4 tRNA genes and 3 rRNA genes are annotated in these 4,225 nt (G+C 52.2%); all 7 read left to right on the forward strand.

The features are described 5' to 3' along the window. Nucleotides 1-504: ribosomal RNA gene (locus ACFVVF_RS29120) — 16S ribosomal RNA — on the forward strand; the annotation flags it as partial. Between the two features lie 175 nt (nt 505-679). Further along, nucleotides 680-3,609 (forward strand): 23S ribosomal RNA (locus ACFVVF_RS29125). A 50-nt stretch (nt 3,610-3,659) separates the two neighbouring features. Then, nucleotides 3,660-3,775, forward strand: a 5S ribosomal RNA gene (gene rrf / locus ACFVVF_RS29130). Between the two features lie 23 nt (nt 3,776-3,798). Then, nucleotides 3,799-3,872: transfer RNA gene (locus ACFVVF_RS29135), tRNA-Val, on the forward strand. A gap of 3 nt (nt 3,873-3,875) precedes the next feature. Beyond that, nucleotides 3,876-3,951 (forward strand) — tRNA-Thr (locus ACFVVF_RS29140). Between the two features lie 37 nt (nt 3,952-3,988). Then, a tRNA-Lys gene (locus tag ACFVVF_RS29145) sits at nt 3,989-4,064 on the forward strand. Between the two features lie 8 nt (nt 4,065-4,072). Next, nucleotides 4,073-4,154: transfer RNA gene (locus tag ACFVVF_RS29150), tRNA-Leu, on the forward strand. The last annotated feature ends 71 nt before the right edge of the window (nt 4,155-4,225 follow it).

The raw sequence follows: 4,225 nt of genomic DNA on the forward strand, positions 1-4,225 counted from the left end.
AGGAGACAGGTGGTGCATGGTTGTCGTCAGCTCGTGTCGTGAGATGTTGGGTTAAGTCCCGCAACGAGCGCAACCCTTGATCTTAGTTGCCAGCATTCAGTTGGGCACTCTAAGGTGACTGCCGGTGACAAACCGGAGGAAGGTGGGGATGACGTCAAATCATCATGCCCCTTATGACCTGGGCTACACACGTGCTACAATGGACAGAACAAAGGGCAGCGAAACCGCGAGGTTAAGCCAATCCCACAAATCTGTTCTCAGTTCGGATCGCAGTCTGCAACTCGACTGCGTGAAGCTGGAATCGCTAGTAATCGCGGATCAGCATGCCGCGGTGAATACGTTCCCGGGCCTTGTACACACCGCCCGTCACACCACGAGAGTTTGTAACACCCGAAGTCGGTGAGGTAACCTTTTAGGAGCCAGCCGCCGAAGGTGGGACAGATGATTGGGGTGAAGTCGTAACAAGGTAGCCGTATCGGAAGGTGCGGCTGGATCACCTCCTTTCTAAGGATTTTAACGGAATATAAGACCTTGGGTCTTATAAACAGAACGTTCCCTGTCTTGTTTAGTTTTGAAGGATCATTTGATTCTTCGAGATGTTGTTCTTTGAAAACTAGATAACAGAAGTAATTCACATTCAATTAGTAATGCAAGATATCACGTAGTGATTCTTTTTAACGGTTAAGTTAGAAAGGGCGCACGGTGGATGCCTTGGCACTAGGAGCCGATGAAGGACGGGACTAACACCGATATGCTTCGGGGAGCTGTAAGTGAGCTTTGATCCGGAGATTTCCGAATGGGGGAACCCACTACTCGTAATGGAGTAGTATCCTTATCTGAATACATAGGATATGAGAAGGCAGACCCAGGGAACTGAAACATCTAAGTACCTGGAGGAAGAGAAAGAAAAATCGATTCCCTGAGTAGCGGCGAGCGAAACGGGACTAGCCCAAACCAAGAGGCTTGCCTCTTGGGGTTGTAGGACACTCTATACGGAGTTACAAAGGAACGAGGTAAATGAAGCGACCTGGAAAGGTCCGTCAAAGAAGGTAACAGCCCTGTAGTCAAAACTTCGTTCTCTCCTGAGTGGATCCTGAGTACGGCGGAACACGTGAAATTCCGTCGGAATCCGGGAGGACCATCTCCCAAGGCTAAATACTCCCTAGTGACCGATAGTGAACCAGTACCGTGAGGGAAAGGTGAAAAGCACCCCGGAAGGGGAGTGAAAGAGATCCTGAAACCGTGTGCCTACAAGTAGTCAGAGCCCGTTAACGGGTGATGGCGTGCCTTTTGTAGAATGAACCGGCGAGTTACGATCCCGTGCAAGGTTAAGCAGAAGATGCGGAGCCGCAGCGAAAGCGAGTCTGAATAGGGCGAATTGAGTACGTGGTCGTAGACCCGAAACCAGGTGATCTACCCATGTCCAGGGTGAAGTTCAGGTAACACTGAATGGAGGCCCGAACCCACGCACGTTGAAAAGTGCGGGGATGAGGTGTGGGTAGGGGTGAAATGCCAATCGAACCTGGAGATAGCTGGTTCTCTCCGAAATAGCTTTAGGGCTAGCCTCAAGGTAAGAGTCTCGGAGGTAGAGCACTGATTGGACTAGGGGCCCCTACCGGGTTACCGAATTCAGTCAAACTCCGAATGCCGATGACTTATCCTTGGGAGTCAGACTGCGAGTGATAAGATCCGTAGTCGAAAGGGAAACAGCCCAGACCGCCAGCTAAGGTCCCAAAGTATACGTTAAGTGGAAAAGGATGTGGAGTTGCTTAGACAACCAGGATGTTGGCTTAGAAGCAGCCACCATTTAAAGAGTGCGTAATAGCTCACTGGTCGAGTGACTCTGCGCCGAAAATGTACCGGGGCTAAACGTATCACCGAAGCTGCGGACTGTTCTTCGAACAGTGGTAGGAGAGCGTTCTAAGGGCTGTGAAGCAAGACCGGAAGGACTGGTGGAGCGCTTAGAAGTGAGAATGCCGGTATGAGTAGCGAAAGAGGGGTGAGAATCCCCTCCACCGAATGCCTAAGGTTTCCTGAGGAAGGCTCGTCCGCTCAGGGTTAGTCGGGACCTAAGCCGAGGCCGAAAGGCGTAGGCGATGGACAACAGGTTGATATTCCTGTACCACCTCCTCACCATTTGAGCAATGGGGGGACGCAGGAGGATAGGGTAAGCGCGGTATTGGATATCCGCGTCCAAGCAGTTAGGCTGGGAAATAGGCAAATCCGTTTCCCGTGAAGGCTGAGCTGTGATGGCGAGCGAATTATAGTAGCGAAGTTCCTGATTCCACACTGCCAAGAAAAGCCTCTAGCGAGGTGAGAGGTGCCCGTACCGCAAACCGACACAGGTAGGCGAGGAGAGAATCCTAAGGTGATCGAGAGAACTCTCGTTAAGGAACTCGGCAAAATGACCCCGTAACTTCGGGAGAAGGGGTGCTCTGTTAGGGTGCAAGCCCGAGAGAGCCGCAGTGAATAGGCCCAGGCGACTGTTTAGCAAAAACACAGGTCTCTGCGAAGCCGTAAGGCGAAGTATAGGGGCTGACGCCTGCCCGGTGCTGGAAGGTTAAGAGGAGCGCTTAGCGTAAGCGAAGGTGCGAATTGAAGCCCCAGTAAACGGCGGCCGTAACTATAACGGTCCTAAGGTAGCGAAATTCCTTGTCGGGTAAGTTCCGACCCGCACGAAAGGCGTAACGATCTGGGCACTGTCTCAACGAGAGACTCGGTGAAATTATAGTACCTGTGAAGATGCAGGTTACCCGCGACAGGACGGAAAGACCCCGTGGAGCTTTACTGCAGCCTGATATTGAATGTTGGTACAGCTTGTACAGGATAGGTAGGAGCCTTGGAAACCGGAGCGCCAGCTTCGGTGGAGGCATCGGTGGGATACTACCCTGGCTGTATTGACCTTCTAACCCGCTGCCCTTATCGGGCAGGGAGACAGTGTCAGGTGGGCAGTTTGACTGGGGCGGTCGCCTCCTAAAAAGTAACGGAGGCGCCCAAAGGTTCCCTCAGAATGGTTGGAAATCATTCGCAGAGTGTAAAGGCACAAGGGAGCTTGACTGCGAGACCTACAAGTCGAGCAGGGACGAAAGTCGGGCTTAGTGATCCGGTGGTTCCGCATGGAAGGGCCATCGCTCAACGGATAAAAGCTACCCCGGGGATAACAGGCTTATCTCCCCCAAGAGTCCACATCGACGGGGAGGTTTGGCACCTCGATGTCGGCTCATCGCATCCTGGGGCTGTAGTCGGTCCCAAGGGTTGGGCTGTTCGCCCATTAAAGCGGTACGCGAGCTGGGTTCAGAACGTCGTGAGACAGTTCGGTCCCTATCCGTCGCGGGCGCAGGAAATTTGAGAGGAGCTGTCCTTAGTACGAGAGGACCGGGATGGACGCACCGCTGGTGTACCAGTTGTTCTGCCAAGGGCATCGCTGGGTAGCTATGTGCGGACGGGATAAGTGCTGAAAGCATCTAAGCATGAAGCCCCCCTCAAGATGAGATTTCCCATTCCGCAAGGAAGTAAGATCCCTGAAAGATGATCAGGTTGATAGGTCTGAGGTGGAAGTGTGGCGACACATGGAGCTGACAGATACTAATCGATCGAGGACTTAACCAATTTGAATGTATGCTTACTGTTATCTAGTTTTGAGAGAACACTCTCAATGGTTTGGTGGCGATAGCGAAGAGGTCACACCCGTTCCCATGCCGAACACGGAAGTTAAGCTCTTCAGCGCCGATGGTAGTTGGGGGTTTCCCCCTGTGAGAGTAGGACGCCGCCAAGCCATTACACGTAAGTGTAATATATGGAGGATTAGCTCAGCTGGGAGAGCATCTGCCTTACAAGCAGAGGGTCGGCGGTTCGATCCCGTCCCTCCACCACTTGCCGGTGTAGCTCAATTGGTAGAGCAACTGACTTGTAATCAGTAGGTTGGGGGTTCAAGTCCTCTTGCCGGCACCACCTTTATATGTTATACTATATGAGTCTCTTGTAATAAGAGCCATTAGCTCAGTTGGTAGAGCATCTGACTTTTAATCAGAGGGTCGAAGGTTCGAGTCCTTCATGGCTCACCACTTGTCACGCGGGTGTGGCGGAATTGGCAGACGCGCTAGACTTAGGATCTAGTGTCTTACGACGTGGGGGTTCGAGTCCCTTCACCCGCACTTTCTTTTCAAAGTGCTGATCATCATCACTAGCTTATATGCTTAGTGGAAAGACAGCTTCATAGCACGCG

Origin of the sequence: Paenibacillus sp. NPDC058174 (assembly GCF_042883865.1) — a bacterium.
In the GTDB taxonomy this organism is placed as follows: Bacteria; Bacillota; Bacilli; order Paenibacillales; family Paenibacillaceae; genus Pristimantibacillus.